Origin of the sequence: Pseudomonas sp. IC_126 (genome assembly GCF_004331835.1) — a bacterium.
Taxonomy (GTDB): Bacteria; Pseudomonadota; Gammaproteobacteria; order Pseudomonadales; family Pseudomonadaceae; genus Stutzerimonas.
Genome location: NZ_SJSS01000001.1, coordinates 1,093,271 through 1,117,055, shown reverse-complemented (window position 1 = coordinate 1,117,055; position 23,785 = coordinate 1,093,271). Strand labels below are relative to the sequence as shown.

The 23,785-nt window shown below is 61.4% G+C and carries 13 protein-coding genes and 1 pseudogene; 8 read left to right on the top strand and 6 right to left on the bottom strand.

Annotated elements, in window-relative coordinates; translation table 11 throughout:
• Position 1 precedes the first annotated feature (1 nt).
• Positions 2-1,468, bottom strand: a complete 1,467-nt coding sequence (gene murJ, locus E0D86_RS04995) for a murein biosynthesis integral membrane protein MurJ (RefSeq protein WP_131648851.1) — start codon at positions 1,466-1,468, stop codon at positions 2-4.
• Between the two features lie 273 nt (positions 1,469-1,741).
• Between murJ and E0D86_RS04990 the strand changes: the two genes are divergently transcribed.
• From E0D86_RS04990 to E0D86_RS04975, 4 genes are all read left to right on the top strand, one after another.
• The gene (locus tag E0D86_RS04990) at positions 1,742-2,989 is read left to right on the top strand and encodes an MdtA/MuxA family multidrug efflux RND transporter periplasmic adaptor subunit (RefSeq protein WP_131648850.1); all 1,248 of its coding nucleotides are present in this window, start codon (positions 1,742-1,744) and stop codon (positions 2,987-2,989) included.
• Complete coding sequence (locus tag E0D86_RS04985; protein WP_131648849.1) at positions 2,986-6,066, top strand: MdtB/MuxB family multidrug efflux RND transporter permease subunit; 3,081 nt, start codon at positions 2,986-2,988, stop codon at positions 6,064-6,066. Before E0D86_RS04990 ends, E0D86_RS04985 begins: the two co-directional genes overlap by 4 nt.
• A 181-nt stretch (positions 6,067-6,247) precedes the next feature.
• The gene (locus E0D86_RS04980) at positions 6,248-9,352 is read left to right on the top strand and encodes an efflux RND transporter permease subunit (protein ID WP_131648848.1); all 3,105 of its coding nucleotides are present in this window, start codon (positions 6,248-6,250) and stop codon (positions 9,350-9,352) included.
• Positions 9,349-10,824 (top strand): efflux transporter outer membrane subunit, encoded by a 1,476-nt coding sequence (locus tag E0D86_RS04975; RefSeq protein WP_131648847.1) that lies wholly within the window; start codon positions 9,349-9,351, stop codon positions 10,822-10,824. The genes E0D86_RS04980 and E0D86_RS04975 overlap by 4 nt, the downstream gene beginning before the upstream one ends.
• 146 nt (positions 10,825-10,970) lie before the next feature.
• Here the strand turns inward: E0D86_RS04975 and E0D86_RS04970 are convergent, their stop codons facing one another.
• From E0D86_RS04970 to E0D86_RS04950, 5 genes and pseudogenes are all read right to left on the bottom strand, one after another.
• Positions 10,971-11,963: a TRAP transporter substrate-binding protein gene (locus E0D86_RS04970; protein WP_131648987.1), complete on the bottom strand. Its 993-nt coding sequence runs from the start codon at positions 11,961-11,963 to the stop codon at positions 10,971-10,973.
• Between the two features lie 218 nt (positions 11,964-12,181).
• Entirely contained in the window at positions 12,182-13,585 is a 1,404-nt protein-coding gene (locus E0D86_RS04965; protein ID WP_131648846.1) for an efflux transporter outer membrane subunit, read from the bottom strand.
• Complete coding sequence (locus E0D86_RS04960) at positions 13,582-16,752, bottom strand: efflux RND transporter permease subunit (protein WP_131648845.1); 3,171 nt, start codon at positions 16,750-16,752, stop codon at positions 13,582-13,584. Before E0D86_RS04960 ends, E0D86_RS04965 begins: the two co-directional genes overlap by 4 nt.
• Positions 16,753-16,855: 103 nt before the next feature.
• A complete protein-coding gene (locus tag E0D86_RS04955; RefSeq protein ID WP_131648844.1) occupies positions 16,856-18,082 on the bottom strand; it encodes an efflux RND transporter periplasmic adaptor subunit in 1,227 nt (408 codons plus the stop codon).
• Between the two features lie 257 nt (positions 18,083-18,339).
• A pseudogene (locus E0D86_RS04950) lies at positions 18,340-19,264 on the bottom strand (LysR family transcriptional regulator); the annotation flags it as partial.
• Between the two features lie 258 nt (positions 19,265-19,522).
• On the opposite strand from E0D86_RS04950, the gene E0D86_RS04945 reads away from it, so the two are divergent.
• From E0D86_RS04945 to ligD, 4 genes are all read left to right on the top strand, one after another.
• Positions 19,523-20,539 (top strand): zinc-dependent alcohol dehydrogenase family protein, encoded by a 1,017-nt coding sequence (locus tag E0D86_RS04945; RefSeq protein ID WP_131648842.1) that lies wholly within the window; start codon positions 19,523-19,525, stop codon positions 20,537-20,539.
• Between the two features lie 102 nt (positions 20,540-20,641).
• Positions 20,642-21,499, top strand: coding sequence for an SDR family oxidoreductase (locus E0D86_RS04940; RefSeq protein WP_131648841.1), 858 nt, complete (start codon positions 20,642-20,644; stop codon positions 21,497-21,499).
• A gap of 25 nt (positions 21,500-21,524) precedes the next feature.
• Positions 21,525-22,520: a Ku protein gene (locus E0D86_RS04935; protein WP_131648840.1), complete on the top strand. Its 996-nt coding sequence runs from the start codon at positions 21,525-21,527 to the stop codon at positions 22,518-22,520.
• A gap of 219 nt (positions 22,521-22,739) precedes the next feature.
• Positions 22,740-23,663, top strand: coding sequence for a non-homologous end-joining DNA ligase (gene ligD, locus E0D86_RS04930; RefSeq protein WP_131648839.1), 924 nt, complete (start codon positions 22,740-22,742; stop codon positions 23,661-23,663).
• Positions 23,664-23,785: the final 122 nt, after the last annotated feature.

The window sequence follows — 23,785 nt, the reverse complement described above, 5'->3', positions numbered from 1 at the left end:
GTCAGGCCTTCTTCATCGACCAGTAGCTGGGCCTGAACAGGTCCCGTTCACCGAGCAACACCACGCCCGCCGCGAAGGCACACAGCATCAATGCGATGTACAGGCACAACTGGAGCAAACCGTGCGGCGTCGGTAGCCAGTGCAGTAGAGCCGCAACGGTAACGCCTGTGGTGATCCAACGTAGGAGTACGCTCGGAGCCAGGCCTGTCGGCGATGCACGATAAACATATAGCCCCATGAACAGCGCCTGCAGTGCCGCTCCGCTGGAAAAAGCGAACGCCAGGCCTTCAGCACCGTATGGGCCGTAGAGCAGCGCATCGAGGCTGATGGTGAGCGCAGAGCTGACAAGCGTGATCACCAGAAACAGCCGTGACTGATGCTGAGCAAGCAGGGTGCGGCCCCATAACAGCGCCAGTCCCATCGCCGGCAGGCCAAGTGAATAGAGAACCACCAGCGATGCAGTGGCATCTGTTTGCGCAGCGCCGAATTGGCCTCGCTCCAGTAGCACCGACACCACGGGCTGCGGAAATGAGCAGAGCACCACCGTGGCCGGGACCAGGAAGAGCAGAGTGGCCAACAACCCTTTGCGTATCACTGCGGCGTGGCCAATGTAATCACCGTCATTCCAGCTCGAGACGAAGCGGGGGAACAGCACCGATAGCACTGACAATGCGTAGAGCGTAAGCGGGATGGTGACGATGCGGAATGCAAAAGACAGCATGGTGATGCTGCCTTCGTCGAGATAGGAGGCGAACATCCGTTCGGCAAGAATGCAGCCTTGTTGTGCCCCAGCGGCTAGCAGGACCGGCGCGAAGGCCAGGCCGAAGCTACCGCGGTGCCCCTCCGTTTCAACGCTTTCACTTCCACGCAGATAGACAATCCGCCTGTGCTGCAGCCAGATCAGCGCAAGCTGCGGCAGCAGCATGCCGATGAAGATCACCATCCCGGTGGGCTGGAACAGCAGAATTCCGATGATCGCACCGGCGTTGAGCAACACCGTGCGCGTCATTGGCAGAATGAAGATCTCATCCATGTTGAGGAGTGCGCCCTGGCAATACAGAACGGCCTGAACGGCAATCAGCGCTGCACCTACACAGAACACAATCTGGCCGGTGGCTACCTGAGCATCGGACCAACCGGGCGCCAGAAGATTGAGGATCCAGTAGCTGCCTGCGATGGCGACGACACTTACCGCCGCCCCCATTCCCATCACGCGCCAATAGAGCCAGCGGCTGACGGTCTCGAACAGGGCTTGGGATTGACTGCGCAACTTCTGTAAGTACGGGATCATGGCGTCGCGAAGGGCGAGGCCGAGGAAGTTCTCGAAGAACATCGGCAGGATCAGCGCAACGAAAATCAGGTCGGCTTCCCAGCTCAGGCCGAAGGCCTTGGCGATGAACAGGTCGCGCAGAAAACCGAGAAGAAAGCTGGCGACAGTCAACGCCAAGATTACCAGTGATGCGTTCATTCCTTGATCCTGTGCAGGCCATTATCGGACGGCCTGATGAATAGCGGCATATCGCACCAGATGCGATGAATCGACAGAAGCCAGGTTCGCCAGCTGTCGAGTGAACGGTACATAGACTGGATGGCTTAAACATGGTTCCTGAGGCTGAAACGCACGCTTCGAAAGCCATGTTTGGCATCGACAAGCTCGGTTACGTAAAAATGCCGTAAATCCGCTTTCCCAGCGGGGCTCGACTGCTTATGGTTCACCCTCATTTCCAGGCGAACCCAGTTCATGTCCGAGGCAAACACTTCTCGCGCCGGCGCCTTGCAGCGCTGGCTGATCATTGGCGTCGTGGTCATCGCTATTGCGCTCCTGCTTTGGTGGCTATGGCCTAGCGCAGCGGAACAACCCCAACAGCAGCGAGCCGGTGGTCGTCCGGCATTCGGAGCGTTCGGCGGGCCAACGCCGGTGCGGGTTGCTCCGGTCGAGCAGGGGCGATTCGAGGTGTATTCCAAGGCGCTCGGCACTGTCACACCGTTGAACACGGTAAACGTACGCAGCCGTGTGGCAGGAGAACTCGTTGAGGTGCGCTTCGAGGAGGGCCAGCGCGTCAAGGCTGGCGATCTGCTCGCGATCATCGATCCGCGCCCCTACGAGGTGGCGTTACAGCAGGCGGAAGGCACTTTGCAGCAGAACCGCGCATTGCTGCAAAACGCGCAAGTCGATCTCAAGCGTTATCGGGGACTGTTTGCCGACGACAGCATCGCCAAGCAGACGCTCGATACCCAGCAGGCGCTGGTCAACCAGTACCAGGGAACACTTGCGGCCAACCAGGCAGCGGTCAATGAGGCCAAGCTGAACCTGCAATTCACTCAGATTCGCGCGCCGATCGATGGTCGCGTCGGCTTGCGACAGCTGGATCAGGGCAACCTCGTCGCGGCCAACGACACCACGCCGCTGGTCGTCATCACCCAGACCCAGCCGATGGCCATCAGCTTCACGTTGCCTGAAGGCGAGTTGCCGCCCGTCATCAGCCGTTTCCGTCGCGGTGACGAATTGTCGGTTCAGGCGTGGGACCGCAGCGAACGAGTCCTCTTCGGCGAAGGCGTGCTGGAGAGCGTCGATAACCTGATCGACACGACCACCGGCACCCTGAAGATGAAAGCCCGCTTCGACAACGAAGCCGAGCTGCTGATACCCAACCAGTTCGTCAATATCCGCTTGCGCGTGGAAACGTTGGAGAATGCCGTCCTGATCCCCTCCGCGGCGCTTCAGTTCGGCTCGCGCGGAAACTTCGCCTATGTGGTCGGCGACGATTCGAAGGTCGAGCTGCGTGTCCTCGAAGTAGGGCCGAGCAATGGTGAGCATACCGTCATCACCAAGGGCCTGAGCGTGGGTGAGCGCATCGTCATGGAGGGCACTGACCGCCTGCGTGATGGCAGCGAAGTGGAAGTGGTGGATCGCCAGAAGCTCGCTGAAGAAGCGGCCGAAAATCCCAAGGTCGACCCACAGAATGCCAAGGAGCGCCCGGCGCGATGAACATCTCGCGGCTGTTCATCCTGCGGCCGGTGGCGACCACGCTGACGATGATCGCGATTCTTTTGGCCGGCCTGATCGCCTATCGCATGCTGCCCGTATCGGCGCTGCCACAGGTGGACTATCCAACCATCCGGGTCATGACGCTGTATCCCGGTGCCAGTCCCGAGGTCATGACCAGCGCCGTAACCGCGCCGCTGGAGCGCCAGTTCGGTCAGATGCCGGGACTGACCCAGATGTCCTCGACCAGCTCGGGCGGGGCATCGGTGATCACGCTGCGTTTCTCCCTCGAAGTCGAGCTGGACGTGGCCGAGCAGGAAGTTCAGGCAGCTATCAATGCCGCAAGCAATCTGCTGCCCAACGATCTCCCGGCGCCGCCGGTATACAACAAAGTCAATCCGGCTGACACGCCGGTGATGACCTTGGCGGTGACGTCGGAAAGTCTGGCGCTACCGGAACTGCATGATCTGGTCGATACGCGCATGGCGCAAAAGCTGGCGCAGATCAGCGGCGTGGGCATGGTCAGCATCGCCGGCGGTCAGCGCCCTGCAGTACGCATTCGGGTCAACCCCGAAGCGCTCGCATCGTACGGATTGTCGCTCGCCGACGTTCGTTCGCTGGTGACCAGCTCCAACGTCAACCAGCCCAAAGGCAATTTCGACGGCCCAACCCGGGTATCGATGCTCGACGCCAACGATCAACTGAAAACGCCGGAGGAATACGCCGAACTCATTCTGGCGTACGAAGACGGCGCAACGCTGCGCTTGAAGGATGTCGCCGATATCATCGATGGCGCCGAGAACGAACGCCTCGCCGCGTGGGCCAACGAAACCCAGGCCGTGCTACTGAACATCCAGCGCCAACCCGGCGCTAACGTGATCGATGTGGTCGAACGTATCCAAGCGTTGCTACCTGAAGTCACCGCCAGCATGCCGGCCGGACTCGACGTGGTGGTGCTCACCGACCGTACGCAAACCATCCGTGCCGCCATCACCGACGTGCAGCATGAGCTGCTGATGGCTACGGTCCTCGTGGTCATGGTCACGTTCGTATTTCTCAAGCGACTGTCGGCGACGATCATTCCATCGATTGCCGTGCCGCTGTCGCTGGTGGGCACCTTTGCAATCATGCATCTCGCCGGCTTCTCCCTGAATAACCTGACGCTGATGGCGCTGACCATCGCCACCGGCTTCGTCGTGGACGATGCCATCGTCATGCTCGAAAACATTGCCCGCCATGTGGAGGAGGGCGAGACGCCGCTTCAGGCAGCGCTCAAAGGGGCCAAGCAGATCGGTTTTACCCTGATTTCGCTGACATTGTCCCTGATCGCCGTGCTCATTCCGCTGCTGTTCATGCAAGACGTGGTAGGACGCCTGTTCCGCGAGTTCGCGATCACCCTGGCGGTCGCCATCCTGATCTCGCTCGTGGTGTCCCTGACGTTGACGCCAATGATGTGCGCCAAGCTGCTCAAACCGGCCACCGTGGATGAAGCCAAGCCGGACTGGGTCGAGCGGCTCATCAGCGGCTACTCGCGCTGGCTGACCTGGGTGTTGGGACACCAGACACTGACCCTGCTGGTTGCCGTGTTGACCTTGGGATTGACAGTGGTGCTTTACCTGGCCGTACCGAAAGGCTTCTTTCCGGTGCAGGACACTGGTGTGATTCAGGGCATCAGCGAAGCGCCGCAATCGATTTCCTTCCGTGCCATGAGCGAACGCCAGCAATCGCTTGCGCGAGTGATTCTGGACGATCCGGCGGTGGAGAGCCTGTCGTCCTATATCGGCGTGGACGGTGACAACGTCACCCTCAATAGCGGTCGTTTGCTGATCAACCTCAAACCCCACGGTGAGCGGGACGTCACGGCCAGCCAGGTCATCGATCGGCTACGACCGAAACTGGCGAAGCTGCCGGGTATCGATTTGTACATGCAACCGGTGCAGGATCTGTCGATCGAAGATCGGGTCAGCCGTACGCAGTTCCAGTTCAGCCTCGAGTCGCCGGATGGTGAGCTGCTGCAGGAATGGACGCCGCGACTGGTCGCAGCACTCCGCGAGCGCCCGGAGCTGACCGATATCGCCAGTGATTTGCAGAGCAACGGTCTGCAGATTTATCTGGATATCGACCGCGATGCCGCAGCCCGTCTGGGAATCGAGGTTTCGGACATCACCGACGCACTGTATGACGCCTTCGGTCAGCGGCAGATTTCGACGATCTTCACTCAGGCCAGCCAATACCGCGTGGTATTGGAAGCCGAGTCGGGCAGCCGTCTTGGCGCACAGGCGCTGGAGGAGCTGTTCGTGCAGAGCGAGGGCGGCACGCCGGTGCGGCTGTCGAGCTTGGCGACGCGGGAACAGCGTAATGCGCCGCTGCTGATCAACCATATCGGTCAGTTCCCTGCAGTCACTTTGTCGTTCAACCTGGCCGATGGCGTCTCATTGGGCGAAGCGGTGGAGGTGATCGAAGGCGTCGAGGCCGAAATCGGCCTGCCCGCTGGCATTCAGAGCCGTTTCCAGGGCGCTGCCGAGGCTTTCCAGGCTTCGCTGTCGAGCACGCTGCTGCTGATTCTCGCCGCAGTGGTGACCATGTATATCGTGTTGGGCGTGCTCTATGAGAGCTATATCCACCCGATCACCATTCTCTCGACGTTACCGTCGGCAGCCGTCGGCGCCTTGCTCGCGCTGTTGTTGACTGGCAACGATCTGGGGCTGATCGCGATCATCGGCATCATCCTGCTGATTGGCATCGTCAAGAAGAACGCGATCATGATGATCGACTTCGCGCTGGAGGCCGAACGTCAGCAGGGCATGAGCCCGCAGGATGCAATCTACCGGGCCGCGCTGCTGCGTTTCCGTCCGATCCTGATGACCACACTGGCCGCATTGTTCGGCGCAGTACCACTGATGCTCGCCTCTGGTTCCGGTGCCGAGCTGCGTCAGCCGCTGGGCCTGGTGCTGGTTGGTGGTCTGCTGCTGAGCCAGTTGTTGACGCTGTTCACCACGCCGGTGATCTATCTATTCTTCGATCGGTTGGGTCAGCGGTTTGCTCGTAAGGATGCGGCTGGGCAGGAGGCTCGCGTATGAGCGCTGAGCTGGAAGTTGGAAGTTGGAAAGCAGAGCAATCGGTGCAGCGTGGAGGGCACCTAATATCGGCTGAACTGAGTAATCGTCCCGTTCTGCTAGCAGTAATAGGCATCCCCGCAAACAGAGCCTTCAACTTCCCGCTTCCCGCTTCCCGCTTCCTGCCTGCCACTGGCTTACAGCTATGAACTTGTCCGCCCCCTTCATCGCTCGCCCAGTTGCGACCATGCTTCTGAGCGTGGCGATTCTGCTTTTGGGCGGAGTCAGTTTTGGCTTGTTGCCGGTGTCGCCGCTGCCGAACATGGATTTCCCGGTCATTACCGTACAGGCCAGTTTGCCCGGTGCCAGCCCGGAGATCATGGCCTCCAGCGTGGCGACGCCGCTGGAGCGGTCGCTGGGCAGCATCGCCGGCGTCAACCAGATGAGCAGCCGCAGCAGCCAGGGCTCGACGCGGATCATCATCGAGTTCGATCTCGACCGCGACATCAACGGCGCCGCGCGTGAGGTTCAGGCGGCAATCAACGCCGCGCGCAATCTGCTACCCAGCGGTATGCGCAGCATGCCTACGTATCGGAAGGTCAACCCGTCGCAGGCGCCGATCATGGTGCTGTCGCTGACCTCCGATGTACTCGACAAAGGCCAGCTCTACGACATCGGTTCCACGGTGCTCGCGCAGAAGTTATCGCAGGTGCCCGGCGTGGGTGAGGTGCAGGTCGGTGGCAGTTCGCTGCCGGCGGTACGCGTCGAACTGCAACCGCAACAGCTCGAGCAGTACGGCGTGTCTCTCGACGAGGTTCGTCAGACCATTGCCTCGGCCAACGTACGCCGGCCCAAGGGCATGGTCGAAGACGATCACCGTCATTGGCAGGTACAAGCCAGCGACCAACTGCACGAGGCGGCTGATTACCTGCCGCTGATCATTCGCTACCAGGACGGCGCCGCGTTGCGCCTGAGCGACGTGGCCAAAGTCAGCGATGCGGTCGAGGATCGCTACAACGACGGCTTCTTCAACAACGAACGCGCCGTGCTGCTGATCATCAACCGCCAGGCTGGCGCCAACATCATCGAAACCATCGAAGGCATTCGCAATGAATTGCCGGCCCTGCAGGCAATCGTGCCTGGTAGCGTCAAGATGGCGGTGGCGATGGATCGTTCTCCAGTCATCCGCGCGACGCTGCATGAGGCCGAGCGCACATTGCTGATCGCGGTGGGGCTGGTCATCGTGCTGGTGTTCCTCTTTCTCGGTCGGCTGCGCACGGCGTTGATTCCGGCGCTGGCGGTGCCGGTATCGCTGGTTGGCACCTTCGCCGTGATGTACCTGTTCGGCTTCTCGCTCAATGTGCTGTCGTTGATGGCCTTGATTTTGGCCGCCGGGCTGGTGGTGGACGATGCCATCGTGGTGCTGGAAAACATCGCACGACACATCGATGACGGCGTCCCGCCAATGCGCGCCGCGTACATAGGGACGCGGGAGGTGGGCTTCACGCTGCTGTCGATGAACCTGTCGTTGGTGGTGGTGTTCGTTTCGATCCTGTTCATGGGCGGGATCGTGGAGCGGTTGTTTCGCGAGTTCTCCATCACCCTGGCGGCGGCCATCCTGGTCTCGCTGCTGGTCTCGCTGACGCTGACGCCGATGCTCTGTGCCCGTTGGTTGAAGCCCCACCAAGCGGCGCGGGAAGGGCGGCTGCACCGCTGGAGTCACGACGCCCACCAGTGGCTGCTGCGTCACTACGACCGCTCCCTCGCGTGGGCGCTGCGCCATCACCGGATCACGCTGTTTACGTTGCTGGCGACCATCGGCCTCAACGTTTTCCTCTATATCGAAGTACCCAAAACCTTCCTGCCCCAGCAAGACACAGGTCAGCTGACCGGCTTCATCCGCGGCGACGATGGGCTGTCGTTCCAGGTCATGCAGCCGAAAATGGAGATCTACCGCCAGGCGGTGCTGGCCGATCCTGCGGTGGAGAGCGTGGCCGGTTTCATCGGCGGACAAGGTGGCATCAACAACGCCTTCATGATCGTTCGCCTCAAGCCGCTGGCTGAACGCAAGATTTCCGCGCAGAAAGTCATCGAGCGCATTCGCGCCAATCAGCCGAAAGTCCCAGGCGGGCGCATGTTCCTCATGGCTGATCAGGATCTGCAGTTCGGCGGCGGGCGACAAAGCAGTTCGGCGTACTCCTACAGCTTGCTGGCCAGCGATCTGGCCGATTTGCGCGCCTGGGTGCCGCAGGTGACGCGCGCGCTGATGGCGTTGCCGGAGCTGACCAGCATCGATGCCAACGAAGGCGAGGGCGCGCAGCAGATCAGCCTGCAAGTGGACCGCGACGCGGCCAAGCGCTTGGGTATCGATATGAGCACGGTCACCACCTTGCTCAACAACGCATTCAGCCAGCGGCAAATATCCACTATTTACGAATCGCTCAACCAGTATCAGGTGGTGATGGAGATCGACCCGGCATACGCCCAGCATCCTGAGGTGCTGGAACAGATTCAAGTGATTACCAGCGATGGTCGGCGGGTGCCCCTGGCCGCTTTCGCAAGCTATGAGCGCAGCCTCGAAGAAGACCGCGTCAGCCATGAGGGGCAGTTCGCCGCGGAAAACATCGACTTCGATCTGGCGCCCGGTGTGAGTCTCGATCAGGCGACACGGGCGATCGAGCGTGCGGTTGCCGCCATCGGCATGCCCAGCGAGGTGCAGGGGCGTCTAGGCGGTACCGGGGATGTCTTCAAGGCTACGCAGGAAGGGCAGCCACTGATGATTCTCGGTGCCTTGCTGCTGGTGTACATCGTGCTCGGCATTCTCTACGAGAGTTACATCCATCCGTTGACGATTCTTTCCACGCTGCCTTCAGCGGGTGTCGGCGCGTTGCTCGCAATCATCCTGATGCGCGAACAGTTCAGCCTGATCTCTCTGCTCGGTCTGTTCCTTCTGATCGGCGTGGTCAAGAAGAACGCGATCCTGATGATCGATCTGGCGCTGCAATTCGAGCGCAACGACCACTTGTCTCCGCAAGAGTCGATTCGCCGTTCCTGCCTGTTGCGCTTTCGCCCAATTCTGATGACTACCATGGCCGCGATCCTCGGCGCCTTGCCGTTGCTCATGGGCGGTGCCGAAGGCGCCGAGATGCGCCAACCGCTGGGCCTGACCATCGTCGGCGGGTTGATCCTCAGCCAGATCCTCACGCTCTACACCACGCCGGTCGTCTATCTGTATCTCGACCGCGCGCGTCATCGCTTCAACCGCTGGCGTGGTGTGCGCACCGATGCCGCTCTGGAAAATCCGCTATGAATTCGTCGTATTTGAAATCCCCCTTGCGCCCGCTGGCCCTGATGGTCATGGCGTTTTCGCTCGGCGCTTGCACCTTGGGTCCTGACTACCAGCGGCCGGATCTGCCCGTTGCCACGGAGTTCAAGCAGGCCGAAGGATGGAAGACCGCCGCGCCGGCGGACGTCTTGCAGCGTGGAGACTGGTGGGCGCTCTACGGCGATGCCGAGCTGAATGCGTTGGTTGGTCGGCTGAACGTTTCCAACCAGAACCTGGCGGCAGCCGAAGCGCAGTACCGCCAAGCGCGTGCTTTGGTAAGGGGGGCGCGCTCGCAACTGTTTCCCATCGTGGGGGCCAGTGGCGGTGTGTCGCGCGGGGGGCAGGGTAGCTCTGGAAATAGCTCCTCGCAGTACATCGGTAGCAGTAGCGGTGTAAGCGAGAGCTACGAGATTGGCCTCGACGCCTCTTGGGAGCTCGACATCTGGGGGCGCCTGCGCCGCAATCTGGAGGCCAATCGCGCCAACATGCAAGCGAGTGCGGCGGACTTGGCGGCGGTCCGCCTGAGTCTGCAATCCGAACTGGTCCAGACCTATCTGCAATTGCGCGTAATGGACGAGCAGCAGCGGTTGCTGGACCAGACGGTCGAAGCGTTCGCCCGCTCGCTGCGCCTGACAGAAAACCAGTACGAAGCTGGCATCGTCCCCAAGTCCGACGTCAGTCAGGCGCTGACCCAGCTTAAAAGCACCCAGGCCCAGGCGATCGACCTGGGCTGGCAGCGGGCACAGATGGAGCATGCCATCGCGGTGCTCGTTGGCGTGCCGCCCTCGGAGCTGACCATTGCCGAGCGCCGCGACATCCCACAGTTGCCCGAGGTGCCACTGGCTTTGCCGTCGCAATTGCTGGAGCGCCGACCAGACATCGCCTCGGCCGAGCGCCAAGTCATCGCAGCCAATGCGCAGATAGGCGTGGCCGAAGCGGCCTGGTATCCAGACCTGACTCTGAGCGCCAGTGGCGGCTATCGCAACAGCAGCTTCAGCGATTTGATCAGCGTGCCCAACCGCTTCTGGTCGCTGGGCCCTCAGTTGGCGCTGACGCTGCTCGACTTCGGCGCTCGCCGTGCCGAACTGGAACAGGTGGAAGCCAGCTATGACCAGACCGTGGCCAACTATCGCCAGACGGTGCTCGATAGCTTCCGTGAAGTCGAGGACAACCTCGTGCAACTCCGCGTCCTGGCCGAGGAGGCGGTTGTACAGCGAGAAGCGCTGGAAGCGGCGCAGGAGTCGCTGCGCCTGATCGAAAACCAGTATCGCGCGGGCACTGTCGACTTCCTCAGCGTCGCGACGGTACAGACCACTGCATTGAACAACGAGCGGACCAACCTCTTGTTGCTGGGCGATCGGCTGACGGCCAGCGTACAGCTGATTGCGGCGCTTGGCGGTGGTTGGGACGAGGCTCAACTGGAGCAGGAACCGGTGTTCGAAGGGCCGGAGCGCTGAGTGTTTGGCGCCTGTGGTTACCGGTGATGGATGACGGGGGTTCGTCCAATACCTGACCCGCGATGCAGAGCGTTCGATTAAAAAAACGAAACCCCGCTATCGCGGGGTTTCGTCAGATCAGGCGAGCGCCTGGGTGAACTGGTAGATCAATCGCGCTGCTTGCGATTCACCGTCTGTGCCGCTTTGATGATGTCGGCACCGATCACCGGCTCGAACTCCTTCCATACCGGCCGCATGGCTTCACGCCAGGCTTCGCGCTCGGCAGCTGTGAGCTCGATGATTTGCGACGTGCCGGCCTGGCGGATGCGCTCGCGATGGGCCTGGTTGGCTTCTTCGGCCGCGCGGTTCACCGCGTAAGTCACCTCATCGATGATGCCTTCGAGTTCGGTGCGAATGCTGTGCGGGATGCCGTACCAGAAGCGCGTATTGCTCACTAGCATGTAGTCGAGCACGCCGTGGTTGCTCTCGGTGATGTACGGCTGCACGGTGTGCATGTTCTTGCTGTAGATATTCGACCAGGGATTTTCCGCGCCCTGGACGGTGCCGTTCTGCAACGACGCGAAGACATCGGCGAAGGCGATTTTTTTGGTGGGTGCCCCCACCTGGGCGAACTGTGATTCCAGAACCGCCGACGGCTGGATGCGGAAGGCCAGGCCGTTCGCATCGCTCGGCAAGCGCAGCGCCTTGGTAGCCGACAGCTGTTTCATGCCGTTGTGCCAGTAGGCCAGGCCGGTGATGTTTTCTTTCTCCATCGAGCGCAGCAGCTGACGCCCCTTGGCGCGTTTTTGGAAGCGATTGACGGCGTCCAGATCGTCGAACAGGAACGGCAGATCGAAGACCTGCACCTGCTTGGTGTACTGCTCGAACTTGGCCAGCGAGGGCGCGAGCAGTTGGACTTCGTTCTTGCTCAGGGCCTCCAGTTCGTCGGCATCGCCATACAGCGTGGAGTTGGGGTAGACCTCGACGGTTACCTGACCCGGCAGGCGCTCTTCGACCAGTCGTTTGAACAGCAGGGCGCCCTTGCCCTTGGGGGTTTCTTCGGCGACGACATGGGCGAACTTGATAACGATTGGCTCTGCTTCGACCACTGTCGCGGTCAGTGCCAGCATCAGTCCTGCGAGGGTGATGATCGGCTTGATCATTTGAAAGGCTCTTTATTTTTGGTTGGTTGGCATTACATCCGGGAGCCGAATGCGATTGAGCTTCAACGCGACGTTATGCCAAATAAGCCGAACCACCTAAAGCGCTTTCTCGCAAAATTCATAATTGAAAGAGCGGGAGCGGGAATGCATCACAATTTGCCCCCCCTGCGCCGCTGCTTTACCTTGCAAAGCAGCGGCGCAGAGCTATCCGCGTGTCAGCTGTTGGATAGCTGCCAACCGCCACCCAAGGCTTTGTAGAGCGCGACGACACCCCGGTAAAGCTCGACTTCAGCCTGTGCCTGGGCATCTTCGGCGGCGAGCCGTTCACGCTCGGCGTCCAACAGTACGAGGAAGTCCACCGTGCCCTCGCGGTAGCGAATTTCCGCTTGCTGCGCCGCCGCTCGGCTGGCGCTGGATTGACGCAGCAGTGACAACAACCTTTCCTGAGCACGGGCGTAGTCGCTGAAGGCGTTCTCCGACTCTTCCAGCGCCAGCAACACCTGCTGTTCATAGCTCGCCAGCGCGCCCTCGGCATCGGCCTCGGCACCGCGCAATCTGGCTCGCACGCTGCCCATGTCGAACGCCGCCCAGCTGATGCTCGGTGCGGCTCCCCAGGCCTGCGCGGCGCTGGAGCCAATCTGCGAACCGCGTCCGGCGATGAAACCGAGGAAGCCGGACAGGCTCACCCGCGGAAACAGATCCGCCGTCGCAACGCCAACATTGGCCGTGGCTGTGGCCAGTTGGCGCTCTGCGGCCCGGATGTCTGGACGGCGACGCAGCAGTTCGCCTGGGTCGCCAATCGGCAACGCTTTGGCAATCGCCGGCAGTTCACGTGGCGACAGGTCGATGCTGAGCTGATCGGCGCGCTGGCCGAGCAGGGTAGCGATGCGATTGCGCGCGCGGCTCTGGGCGGCCTGAAATTGTGGCAGGCTGGCCTCGGTGGCGGCCAAACGAGCATCGGCGCGCAGGACATCGAGTTCGCTTCCCATGCCGGCGTCGCGCAGCTGTTCAGTCAACTGATGCGAGTCGCGCTGATTGTCCAGATTCTCTCGAGCGATGCGTTCGCGCAGCTGGGCACCGCGCAGTTGGCCATAAGCGTCCACCAGCTCGGCGATCAGGCTCACTTGCAACTGATAGAGCTCGGCTTCGGCGGCTTCAGTCTGTGCTTCGCTGGCTTCGATACGCCGCTGGATACGCCAGAACAGATCCAGCTCCCAGGCCATGTCCAGGCCCAGGTCGTAGCGCTCGATGTTGCTGCGCTCCTCGCTGAAACCGGGTTGCTGCGCTTTGCCGTATTCTGCACTGGCGCCGGCTGTCACGGTAGGCAAGCGATCATTGGCGGCATCGTCACGGATCGAGCGCGCCGCACGTAGCCTGGAGAAGGCGATGCGCAGCTCTCGGTTTTCGGCCAAGGCCTGACCGACCAACGCGTCCAGCGTGGGGTCTTCAAACTGGCGCCACCAGGCGGATTCGAACCGTGAGCGGTCGAAGTCTTTTGCGGCGGAGCGATCAATCTCTGCCGGCGCCGTTTCTGGCGTACGGTAATCGGGCCCGACCGCACAGGCGCTGAGGGCCAATATTGCGGCTAGCAGGAGCGGGGTGGTGATAACAACCTTCATGCATGGATCTCCTTCAGTACAGCCTTTTTCTCCTCGCGCCGTTCGACGAAAGCGCGAATCACCAGATAGAACACCGGGGTCAGCAGTAGCCCGAAGAAGGTCACGCCGAGCATCCCGCTGAACACCGCGACGCCCATGGCGTGGCGCATCTCAGCACCGGCACCGCTGGACAACACCAGCGGGACCACGCCCATGATGAAGGCGAAGCTGGTCATCAGAATTGGCCGCAGCCGCAGTCGGCAGGCTTCGAGTACCGCAGCCAACCGATCCATGCCTTCTTCCTGCTTATCCTTGGCGAACTCGACGATGAGGATCGCGTTCTTGCACGCCAGGCCTACCAGCACGATCAAGCCGATCTGAGTGAACACGTTGTTATCACCGCCCGAGAGAATTACTCCGACGATGGCCGACAGCAGCGTCATCGGCACGATCAGGATCACGGCCAGCGGCAGGCTCCAGCTCTCGTATTGCGCCGCCAGCACCAGGAACGCCAGCAGCACGCAGAGCGGGAAGACGAACATCGCGGTGTTGCCGGCAAGAATTTGCTGATAGGTCAGCTCGGTCCATTCGTAGCTCATGCCGTTCGGCAGCTCGGCCTGGAGTAGACGCTCCATGGCGTCTTCGGCCTGGCCGGAGCTGTAGCCCGGCGCCGCCGCACCGTTTATTTCAGCAGTGAGGAAGCCGTTGTAGTGCATCACCCGATCCGGACCCGCGCTGTCGCTGACCTTCACGAAAGTCGACAGCGGCACCATCTCGCCACGGTCGTTGCGTACCTTCAGCTGGCCGATCTGGTCAGGCGTCAGGCGAAACTTCTGTTCAGCCTGAACATTGACCTGATAGGTGCGCCCGAAGCGGTTGAAGTCGTTCGCATACAGGGAGCCGAGGTAAACCTGCATGGTGTCGAAAATCTGGTCGATCGGCACGCCATGGGTCTTGGCTTTTTCACGGTCGATGTCGGCATCGATTTGCGGCACGTTGACCTGATAGCTGGTGAACAGCCCGGCCAGCTCCGGATATTCAGCGCTCTTGGCAAGGGCGTTCTGGACCTGCTTGTACAGTTCCTCGTAGCCAAGGTTGCCGCGATCCTGCACCTGAATGCGGAACCCCCCGATGGTGCCCAGCCCCTGGACCGGCGGCGGAGGGAAGATCGCGATAAAAGCGTCCTGAATCTGAGCGAACTGACCATTCAGATCGGCAGCGATAGCGTTGGCCGACAGCGATGGGTCTTTGCGCTCATCGAACGGTTTGAGCGGGGTAAAGACAATGCCGCTGTTGGGACTGTTGGTAAAGCCGTTGATCGACAATCCCGGGAACGCCACGGTGTTTTCCACGCCCGGATGCTCACTGGCGATTTGCGACATGCGCTTGATCACGTCCTCGGTACGGTCGAGCGTGGCGGCGTCCGGCAGCTGAGCAAAGGCCACTAGGTACTGCTTATCCTGCGGCGGCACGAAACCTGTCGGCGTGCTGGCAAAGCCCATGTAACCGAGGCCCACCAGGCCGACGTAAACCACCAGCGCAATGCCGCTGCCGCGCAGGATACGTTTCACCGCTCCCACGTAACCGTGGCTGGCACGTTCGAACACGCGATTGAACGGCGCAAACAGCCAGCCGCCGAAGAGCTTGTCCAGCAAGCGCGAGAAGCCGTCCTTAGGTGCGTCGTGGCTGCGCAGCAGTGCGGCCGCAAGTGCCGGCGACAGGGTTAGCGAGTTGAAGGCCGAGATCACCGTGGAGATAGCGATGGTCAACGCGAACTGCTGGTAGAACTGCCCGGTAAGGCCAGAGATGAATGCAGTCGGAATGAAGACCGCGCAGAGCACCAGGGCGGTGGCGATAATCGGACCGGTCACTTCCTTCATGGCCTGCTTGGTGGCTTCGACCGGCGACTTGCCGAGGCCGATATTACGTTCGACGTTTTCCACCACGACGATTGCGTCATCCACCACGATGCCGATGGCCAGCACCAGGCCGAACAGCGACAGCGCATTGAGCGAGAAGCCGAGCATGTGCATCACGGCGAAGGTACCGATCAGCGACACCGGTACCGCTGCCAGCGGAATGATCGAGGCGCGCCAGGTCTGCAGGAAGAGAATTACCACCAGAACCACCAGCACGATGGCTTCAAGCAGCGTGTGCACTACCGCCTCGATGGAGCCGCGAACGAAGATGGTCGGGTCGTAGACGATTTCGTAATCCACGCCCTCGGGGAAGTCCTGCTTCAGCTCGGCCATGCGAGCCCGGACCGAGTCGGAGATTTCGATGGCATTGGAGCCGGGACGCTGAAATACCGGGATGGCGACGGCGGGCTGGTTGTTCAGCAGCGACCGCAGGGCGTACTGACTGGACCCCAGTTCGATACGTGCAATATCCCTGAGGCGAGTGATCGAACCGTCTTCACCGGCGCGAACGATGATGTTCTCGAATTCTTCCTCGGTGACCAGTCGGCCCTGAGTGTTGATTGAAAGCTGGAAATCAGTCGCCCCCGGTGCTGGCGGCGCGCCAAGAGAGCCGGCTGCGACCTGACGGTTCTGCTCGCGGATCGCGTTGACCACGTCCGTAGCCGTGAGATTGCGAGAGGCGACCTTGTTTGGGTCAAGCCAGACGCGCAGCGAGTAATCGCCCATGCCGAATAGTTGCACATCACCGATTCCGTCCAGCCGCGCCAGCTCATCCTTGACGTTGAGCGCAGCGTAGTTGGACAGGTAGAGCATGTCGTAGCGATCATCCGGCGAGGTCAGGTGCACCACCATGGTCAGGTCCGGCGAGGCCTTGTCTACCGTCACACCGAGGCGCTGCACTTCGGTGGGCAGCGTCGGCATGGTGCGGGTCACACGGTTCTGCACCTGCACTTGGGCGTTGTCCAGATCAGTACCGAGGGCGAAGGTGATAGTCAGCGTGAGCTTGCCGTCGGCGGTCGCCTGAGACGACATGTAAAGCATGCCCTCAACGCCCGTAATGGCCTGCTCCAGCGGCGAGGCGACGGTTTCACCGATCACCTTGGGGTTGGCGCCGGGGAATTCGGCGCGCACCACCACGGTGGGCGGGACGACTTCCGGGTATTCGCTGATCGGCAGCTGGAACAGCGAGATGGCGCCGCCGATGAGGATCACCAGGGACAGCACCGCCGCGAAGATCGGCCGCTGAATGAAGAATTGAGAGAAATTCATGACGCACTCCGGGGGAGAGGGTGCGCATCACGCACCCTGACGGAATCGATTGTTCTTGATGTGCGCCGAGGCGCACTGCCGACTGGCTGCGGTGCTGCTTGGTTCAGCTGCTAGGGCGGCGCGCCACGCTGCGGTCGACCACCTCGGTCTTGAACGCCGCAGTGATGGCGCGGTTCTGCTCCTTCAGCGCAGTCAGCGTGTCGGCGTCGGCCATGGGCACGGTCTCCGGCGTCACCGGGCTACCTGGGCGGACACGCTGCAGGCCGTTTACGACGATGGTCTCGCCTTCGTTGAGACCGCTGCGGACGATGCGCAGCCCTTCGAGTTTCGGTCCGAGCTCGATGGAGCGGTAATTCACCTTGCCGTCCTCGAGCACCAGCACGAATTTCTTGCCCAGATCGGTTCCCACCGCGACGTCCTTGATCAACACCGCATCGTAGGTGGCGCTGCCAACCAGCTTCATCCGCGCATAAAGGCCGGGCGTGAAGCGCCCGTCACGGTTGTCGAACACGGCGCGCCCGCGAATGGTGCCGGTACGCGGATCGACCTGGTTGTCGATGAAGTCCATGCGGCCGAGGTGCGGGTGACCGTCTTCACTGGAAAGCCCGAGGTAGACCGGAGTCGCTTCGCCACGTGTGCCGTTGCGGGCCAGCTCGCGGTACTTCAGGTAGGTACGCTCATCCGCCTCGAAGTAAGCGTAGACCTCGTTGGTGGAAACCAGCGTAGTGAGCAGCGCCTCGCCAGCGCTCACCAGATTGCCTGCGGTGATCATGGCGCGACCCGCGCGGCCATCGATGGGTGCAGTGACGCGGGTAAAGCTGAGGTCCAGCTTGGCTGCGTCCAGTTGTGCCTGTATGGCCGCGACTGCGGATTTCGCTTCGCTGGCGGCGCTGACGCGAGCGTCGGCCAATTCAGCGGAAATCGCGTTATTGGCCCGTAGGCGCTCACCGCGCTGGGCTTCACTGGCGGTTCGTTGCTGCGTGGCGCGCGCCTGTTGCAGTTCGGCCTGCAGACGCTTGACCTGCGCCTCGAACGGGCGCGGGTCGATCTGGAACAGCAGATCGCCTTTCTTGACCAGTGCGCCTTCTTCGAACGCGACCTTGTCGATGAAGCCGGAAACCCGCGGGCGGATATCGACCGACTCCGGCGCTTCCAGACGCCCGGTGAGCTCGTCCCATTCGGTGACCTGTTGCTCGATGACTTCAGCGACGCTGACAGCCAGCGCCGGCATCGCCGCCTCGGTGGCTTCAGGCGCCTGCCCACATGCACTGACAAGCGCAGCTACAACTGCAACCAGTGGGTAACGCAGGGCGTTGAATGAACGTTCCATGCTTGACTCCGCAACTCGGTTTTTTATGTTGGGCGAAGTGTGCGGGGCAGGTTCTCGATGCAGAAATCGAACGAGGCGAATGTGAATATCATTCCCGATGATGTTGCAGACTGTTTCATCAATGGCGGGATGGGCGTTCTCGTGGGCTGAAGCCCACCCTACGGAAGGTTTCGCGCTCTTATAGTGATTGTAGGGTGGGCTTCAGCCCACCACAGCGGGCGAAGCGCCGCTGGCCCACACGACAGAAAACGCGGCGATCAGAGACTATCCGGATCGCCGACGAACATTTGAATCCGCGAGCGCAGCCAGCGTTCGGCGGGGTCGTTGTCCTGGGCGCCGCGCCAGGCCATGGAGAGTTCGAAGTCCTGGCTGGTCTCGAAGGGTAGCGGCTCGGCGCGAACGCCACCGTTGGCGGCCAGGGCAGCAGCGGCGTAATCCGGCACGGTCGCGACCAGATCGGTGCCGGCCAGCAGACTGGCCAGTCCATTGAACTGCGGCACGGCCAGCACCACCTTGCGCTTGCAGCCGTGCAGCGCCAGTTCTTCGTCGATGTAGCCGTTCAGGTCGCCGGCGAAGGACACCATCGCGTGCGGGCGCGAGCAGTAATCGTCCAGGCTCATGCGGCCTGGGATGCTGTCGGCGCGCAGCAACATGGGCTTCGGCCGTCTCAACACCTTGCGCTTGGCATTGGCCGGCAGCTCCACCGTGTAGCAGACGCCCACCGAGATTTCCCCGGATGCCAGCAGGCCCGGCATCAAAAGGTAATTGGCGCGCCGCACCACCAGCACCACCCCCGGAGCCTCGGCGCGTATGCGCCTGAGCAATTGAGGCAGCAAGGCGAACTCCACCTCGTCGGTCAAACCGATGCGGAACACCAGTTCACTGGTCGCCGGATCGAAAGTCGATGCGCGGCTGACCGCGGTGGAAATCGAGTCCAGCGCAGGCGAGAGCAGGCCGGCGATTTCCTGTGCGCGAGCAGTGGGCTCCATGCTGCGGCCCGTGCGCACGAACAGCGGATCGTCGAACAGCGTGCGCAGACGAGCCAAAGCGGCGCTGATCGCTGGCTGGCCGAGAAACAGCTTTTCAGCCGCCCGCGTCACGCTGCGCTCGTGCATCAGCGTTTCGAAGACGATCAGCAGATTCAGATCCAGGCGGCGGAGGTCGTTGCGATTCATGCCATTCATTCACGCGTGTGTGGCCACGCAAGATGCTGCGGGCTTCAGAGGGTGCGTCTGCATTCTAGACAGATCGGGGTGACGCCGGCATGTCCATTTCCGCTTTGCAATGACACAAACCTGCAGGTCGGGATGCGGCTTTACGTACAGCCGAACATCATTGGCGCGCATGGCGACTATCGAACGGAATGCGGGCATCGCGACTGGAGTTGTGCCGACAGTGCAGATAGAGTCGCTAATACAGTAGTAATCGAGGGGTCTTTCAATGTCCCGCATGATCCGTTTCCATCAGTTCGGTCCTGCCGAAGTGCTGCGTTATGAACAGCAGGACGTGCCACGGCCAGGTCCTGGTGAAGTGCTGATCGGCGTGAACGCGATCGGCATCAGCTGGAGCGATGTGCTTTGGCGGCAAGACCTTGCGCCACGCCATGCACAGTTGCCCGCCGGGCTCGGCTGCGAAGTCGCCGGTGAAGTGCTGGCGGTGGGCGATGAGGTGGATGGTTTTGTCGTCGGTGATCGGGTGGCGAGCTTTCTTGCTCATGACCTCAACCGGTATCCGTTGTACGGCGAGCAGGTGCTGCTGCCTCAGTTCTCTCTTGTTCACTATCCGGACATGCTCAGCCCGGTTGAGGCCTGCGTGCATTACATGCCGGCGTTGGTCGCGTACTTCGCATTGGTCGAACTGGCGCAACTCGAACCCGGACAGTATGTCCTGGTGACCGAAGCGAGCCATTGCACCGGACCGATCGCCGTGCAGCTGGCCAAGGCGTTGGGCGCTCGGGTGATAGCCACCTGCGAGACCGCCGAAGATCGGGACTTTCTCCGCACGCTGGGCGCCGAAACGGTGATCGTCACCGAAGAGGAAGACCTGGTTGGCCGCCTGCAGAAAATCACCGCTGGCGCGGGCGTCGAGGTGGTGCTCGACGCGTGTGGCGGTCCTCAGATGAAGCTGCTGGGCGATGTCATCGCACCACGCGGCAAGCTGATCCTCTACGGGCTCAACGGCGGCAACGAGACAGCCTTTCCTGCGTGTGCGGCGTTCAAGAAGAACTTCAAGTTCTTCCTTCACTGCCTGTGCGATTTCACCGGCCAGCCGGAAATGGGTATCGAACAGAATCGTGACGCGGTCCAGCGCGCGCTGTTGCATATCAACCAGCTCACCGCCGACCGGCTGATCACGCCCCAGGTCGACAAGGTATTCGCGTTCGATGAGGTGGTTGCCGCCCACCGGTACGTCGAGAGCGGTATTCCGCGCGGGCGGGTCGTGCTCGGCGTCGAATGATGGAGGCGCTGCGCAGGGGGCCTCTCATCGCTTCATAGAAACTTTCCACTCTCCGTCCAAGTCCTCCGAAGACAGGTAATTCACTCGACGGAGGAAAAGCACATGGGCGAAGAAAACCAGACCTTGCCACCTCAAGAGCAACCGGAGCCCGGCAAGGAAGGCTTGATGAACCCGCGCCCGGAGTTCAAGGGCGAAGACTACAAGGCAGCCGGCAAGCTGCAGGGCAAGGTGGCGATCATCACGGGTGGCGACAGCGGCATTGGTCGCTCGGTGGCCGTGCTGTTTGCCCGAGAAGGCGCCGATGTGGCAATTCTCTATCTCGACCAACACCAGGACGCGGACGAAACCCGCAAAGTGGTCGAAAGCCATGGCCGTCAATGCCTGACCTTTGCCGGCGACGTGGCCGATCGTGAGGTCTGCCGCAAGGTCATCGACGAGACGCGGGCCAAGTTCGGTAAGCTCGACATCCTAGTCAATAACGCCGCCGAACAGCATCCGCAGGAAGGCCTGGAAGACATCAGCGAAGAGCAGTGGGAGAAGACCTTCCGCACCAATATTTTCGGCATGTTCCAGATGACCAAGGCGGCGCTGCCGCACCTCAAGCAGGGTGCGTCCATCATCAATACCACCTCGGTAACGGCCTACAAGGGCAGCCCGCAGCTGCTCGATTACTCGGCCACCAAAGGCGCTATCACCGCGTTTACCCGCTCGCTGTCGATGAACCTGGCCGAGCGCGGCATTCGTGTGAACGGCGTAGCGCCAGGCCCGATCTGGACGCCGCTGATTCCGTCGACCTTCGATGCGGACAAGGTCGCGAAATTCGGCGCCAACGTGCCGATGAAGCGCCCTGGCCAGCCGGACGAAGTGGCGCCGGCCTATGTCTATCTCGCCAGCAGCGATTCGTCCTATGTCAGCGGCCAGGTGATGCACGTGAACGGCGGTACGGTGCTCAACGGCTGAGCACCAGTCGACAGGAGAAAAGCTTATGCCTCGCACGATCTGGAAGGGCGCCGTCAGTTTCGGCTTGGTTCATATTCCCGTCGCGCTGGTGCCGGCCACCACCCGCACGGGAATCGATTTTGATTGGCTGGACAAACGCAGCATGGACCGGGTCGGCTACAAACGCATCAACAAGACCACTGGCGAAGACATCGACAGCGAGAACATCGTCAAGGGCGTCGAGTACGAGAAGGGTCACTACGTCGTAATAAGCGACGATGAGATCAAGGCCGCGCACCCGAAGGCGACGCAGACGGTGGATATCGTCGCCTTCGTCGATGCCAAGGACATCTCGTTCCTCTATATCGACACGCCGTATTACCTGACGCCGGATCGCCGGGGCGAAAAGGTCTACGCACTTTTGCGCGAAACGCTGATCCAGACCGGCAAGGTCGGCATCGCCAACGTTGTGCTGCGCAACAAGCAGCACCTGGCCGTGGTAATGCCGCTGGGCAAGGCGCTGGTGATGAACACGCTGCGCTGGTCCGATGAGGTGCGCGGCGTGGAATACCTCGAAATGAAGGACGAAGCGCTCAACGCCGACCTCAACCCGCGCGAGCTGGACATGGCCAAGCGACTGGTCGAGGACATGAGCGACGAGTGGAACCCCGACCAGTACAAAGATACCTTCCAGGACCAGATCATGGACCTGGTGGAGACCAAGGCACGCGAAGGCAAGCTCGAAGCCGTGGGTGGACCGGAAGAGGCGGTCGATCGTCGCAGCGCCGATGTCATCGACCTCACCGAACTGCTCAAACGCAGCCTGGCTGGGAAACCTGGCAAAAAAACAGCGCAGGCCGAAGAAGTCGACGACGAAGACGACACCGAAGAGCAGGCGCCGCGCAAACGCACGGCGAGCAAAAGCGCCGCCAGCAAGCCCAAGGCACCGGCCAAGTCCACGGCGAGCAAATCCTCCGGCAGCAAGTCGTCCACCACAAGCAAGAGTGCCGCCAGTAAGTCCACCAGGAAGAAAGCCAGCTGATTCAGGCCGTGTGAAAACGTAGCGAGCGAAGGTTAGGCGGGGCCGCCCAGGCAAGAACTGGGCGGCCCCATAAAAACAGGCGAAGAAGCGGACTGGGCTCGCACTCGAGTTTACGAGTTGTAAATGAGCATTCCGACTGGGCTCGCATCCGAGCCTGTTTTTAACGCCGCATTACCGAGCGCAGTAATTTTCACATGGCCTGGATCCACGAGGAGCCTCATGTCAGCAACACCCGGCAAAAGCAAACGCCCCGATGTGGGCGGCATCGGTATCAGCAGTCCGCAACGCGTCATCGATGCGCAAAGCGGCGCCACCAAGTTGCAGCTGGCGGAATACTATCTGTCGGTGGGCAATTGGCTGACGCCGCATCTGGCCGGACGCCCTCTGTCCATCGTCCGCGCGCCGGACGGGGTGGATGGAGATAGTTTCTTCCAGCGCCATTGCGGCCGACTGAAAATGCCGCACATGCGCGTGCTGGACAAATCCCTCGACCCTGAACACGCCCACCTGATCCAGGCCGACAGCATCACGGCAGTGGTCGAGGCGGCGCAGATGGGCACCGTCGAGTTTCATACCTGGAACGCCCGCAGCGACCGTATCGATCGACCGGACCGAGTCGTCTTCGACCTCGATCCTGACCCGGCGCTACCGTGGTCGAGCATGGTCGAGGCGACCTGTATGACACTCGATCTGCTCGACGAGCTGGGTCTCAAGGCCTTTCTCAAAACCAGTGGTGGCCGCGGTATGCACATGGTGGTGCCGATCGATCGCCGTCAGGGTTGGGATTGCATCAACGAGTTCGCTCGTGGCGTGACGATGCGCCTGGCGCGAGAGGCGCCAGATAAATTCGCGGAGAAGATGGGGCCGAAGAATCGAATCGGCAAAATATTCGTCGACTATCTGCGAAATCAGCGCGGCGCCAGCACAGTCGCGGCTTACTCGGCTCGTGCGCGGCCCGGCTTGCCGGTGTCGGTGCCTATCGGTCGCGACGAGCTGGAGCAGATCGCCGGGGCGAACCAGTGGAACATCCTCAACCTGCATCAACGCTTGGCGGAGCAGTCTGGCGATCCTTGGTCTGATTACGCATCGACTCGCCAATCCATATCGGCATCGTTGCTAAAAGCACTCGCGCAAGACGGGTGACCTTTCTTTTGCCGAATCTCCAGCTAGCCTTTGAACTAGCGTAGCGAACATGCACCTAACCCATCAGCAGTCTGCAATAACCGCCGTAGAGCGGTTGCAGATGTGATGGGCAGAACATAACG